A 2,817-nucleotide genomic window follows, 5' to 3' on the forward strand; every position below is an offset into this window, starting at 1 on the left:
GACGAAGGCCGCCTCGACCTGTGCCACCGTCTGCCCGCTCGCGCCGGCCTGCGCCTCGATGCGCTGGCGCAGCGAGGGCGATTCGATCGTGCCCGGGCAGATCGCGTTGCAGCGGATGCCCTTCGCGACGAAATCCGCCGCGACCGACTTCGTCAGCCCGATCACCGCCGCCTTCGTCGTGCCGTAGACGAAGCGGTTCGGCGCGCCCTTGATGCTGCCGGCCACCGAGGCCACGTTGATGATCGAGCCGCCACCGCCGGCCAGCATCGCCGGCAGCGCCGCGCGGATCGTGCGGTACATCGAGCGCACGTTCAGGTCGAACGAGAAATCCCAGGCCGCGTCGTCGCACTCGAGGATGGTGCCGGCATGCACGAAGCCGGCGCCGTTGAACAGCACCTGCAGCGGCCCGAGCCCGGCCACCAGCGACTGCACCGCGGCGCCGTCGCGCACGTCGAGGTGCCGCGCGGTGATGCCGGGGATGCGCGACAGCTCGGCCAGCGCCGCATCGTTGATGTCGGTCGCGATCACCCGCGCACCCTCGCGCGCGAAGGCCTCCGCGGTGGCGCGGCCGATGCCCTRGCCGGCGGCGGTGACGAGGGCGGCCTTGCCGGCCAGTCGTTGCGTCATGGGGTCGTCCTGTGAGTTGTGTCAAATTGGTCCAGTGGTCTGACCAATTCGTCGAAAGCGTACGGGAAGCCTCCAGGAGCGTCAATCCGTGTTGCACCCTTGCGGGTGCCACCCTTCAGGTGAAACACCCTAGGGGGCGTGTGAATACCATGGGCCAGAATCGCCCGTTCGTTTCCGGAGACCCCAGATGGATAAGACTTGGCTCAAGCAGTACCCCAGCGGGGTGCCGGAGCAGATCGATGTCGAGCAGTACACGTCGCTCACCGCGTTGATCGACGAAAGCCTGAAGAAGTACGCCGACCTGCCCGCCTACAAGTTCATGGGCAAGGTCTTCACGTTCCGCCAGGTCGACGAGGCCTCGCGCGCGTTCGCCGCGTACCTGCAGGCGCTCGGGCTCGAGAAGGGCGACCGCGTCGCGATCATGATGCCCAACGTGCCGCAGTACCCGATCGCGGTCGCCGGCATCCTGCGCGCCGGCCTGGTGGTGGTCAACGTCAACCCGCTGTACACGCCGCGCGAGCTGGAGCACCAGCTGAAGGACTCCGGCTCGAAGGCCATCCTGATCATCGAGAACTTCGCCGCCACGCTGCAGGCCTGCCTGGCCGCGGTGCCGACGAAGAAGATCATCCTCGCGACGATGGGCGACATGCTCGGCTTCCCGAAGGGGCTGATCGTCAACTACGTCGTGCGCAACGTGAAGAAGCTGGTGCCGGCCTTCGAGCTGCCCGGCGCGGTGCCGTACAACGACGCGATCTCCGCCGGCAAGCGCGCGAGCCTGAAGGCGCCCACGCTCAAGCTCGACGACATCGCGGTGCTGCAGTACACCGGCGGCACCACCGGCGTCAGCAAGGGCGCGGTGCTGCTGCACCGCAACCTGGTCGCCAACACGCTGCAGGCCGAGGCCTGGTACCAGCCGGCGATGCGCAAGGTGCCGGCCGGCACGCAGATCATGTCGGTGTGCGCGCTGCCGCTGTATCACATCTTCGGCTTCACCTCGAACATGATGCTGTCGATGCGCACCGGCGGCTGCAACCTGCTGATCCCGAACCCGCGCGACATTCCGGGCGTCTTCAAGGAGCTGGCCAAGCAGCCGTTCCACAGCCTGCCGGCGGTCAACACGCTGTTCAACGCGATGGCCAACCATGCGCTGTTCAACACCGTCGACTGGAGCCACCTGAAGATCTCGGTCGGCGGCGGCATGGCGGTGCAGCAGGCCACCGCCAAGCTGTGGCTCGAGAAGACCGGCTGCCCGATCTGCGAAGGCTACGGCCTGTCGGAGACCTCGCCGTCGGCCACCTGCAACCCGACCGACAGCACGGCCTACACCGGCACCATCGGCCTGCCGCTGCCKTCCACCGAGCTGGCGCTGCTCGACGACGACGGCCGCGAGGTGCCACTGGGCACGCCGGGCGAGATCGCGATCCGCGGCCCGCAGGTGATGGCCGGGTACTGGCAGCGCCCCGACGAGACCGCGAAGGTGATGACGGCCGACGGCTTCTTCCGCACCGGCGACATCGGCACCGTCGACGGCAACGGCTACTTCAAGATCGTCGACCGCAAGAAGGACATGATCCTGGTCAGCGGCTTCAACGTCTACCCGAACGAGGTCGAGGACGTCGTCACGCAGATGCCCGGCGTGCTCGAGTGCGCTGCGATCGGCGTGCCCGATGCGAAGGCCGGCGAGGCGGTGAAGCTGGTGATCGTGCGCAAGAACCCCGCGCTGACCGAGGCCGAGGTGCGCGCGTACTGCGAGGCCAACATGACCGGCTACAAGCGGCCGAAGGTGGTCGAGTTCCGCACCGAGCTGCCGAAGAGCCCGGTGGGCAAGATCCTGCGGCGCGAGTTGAGGGACAAGACCTGACGATGCTGTGGATGAGCGCCCCGCAGAGGGCGTCATGCTGATAAATTCGGGCCGCGGCTGACCCGCCGCGCCGCGCCCTGGGAGAGCTCTGGTGATCTGGACCAAAACTGACGCGGGACGAATCGAGATGACGGCGCGCGCGCTCGTCAAGGAGCGTGCGCAGCGCAACCTGCTGCTGCTGATCGACGGTGCGAAGTCCGAGGAGATGCTGCTGGCCAACGTGGTCGGCGTGACGATCGACGACTTCCGGGCCCTCGAGACCCTGGGCCTGATCGCGCAGGTGTCGGGCAGCGGCAGTTCACGCCTGAACACCCCGCCGGCTGCGGCGC

General features: G+C 67.9%; 2 protein-coding genes and 1 pseudogene. 2 read left to right on the forward strand and 1 reads right to left on the reverse strand.

The window, feature by feature from the left end:
• On the reverse strand, positions 1–627 hold a 627-nt coding region (locus AC1D15_RS25505; RefSeq protein WP_477828190.1), incomplete at its 3' end, for an SDR family NAD(P)-dependent oxidoreductase.
• A 187-nt stretch (positions 628–814) separates the two neighbouring features.
• On the opposite strand from AC1D15_RS25505, the gene AC1D15_RS25510 reads away from it, so the two are divergent.
• Positions 815–2,488 (forward strand): long-chain-fatty-acid--CoA ligase, encoded by a 1,674-nt coding sequence (locus AC1D15_RS25510; RefSeq protein ID WP_465111323.1) that lies wholly within the window; start codon positions 815–817, stop codon positions 2,486–2,488.
• Between the two features lie 91 nt (positions 2,489–2,579).
• Positions 2,580–2,817 (forward strand): annotated as a pseudogene (locus tag AC1D15_RS25515) (hypothetical protein); the annotation flags it as partial.

The organism is Rhizobacter sp. P2_H2, from assembly GCF_056403375.1.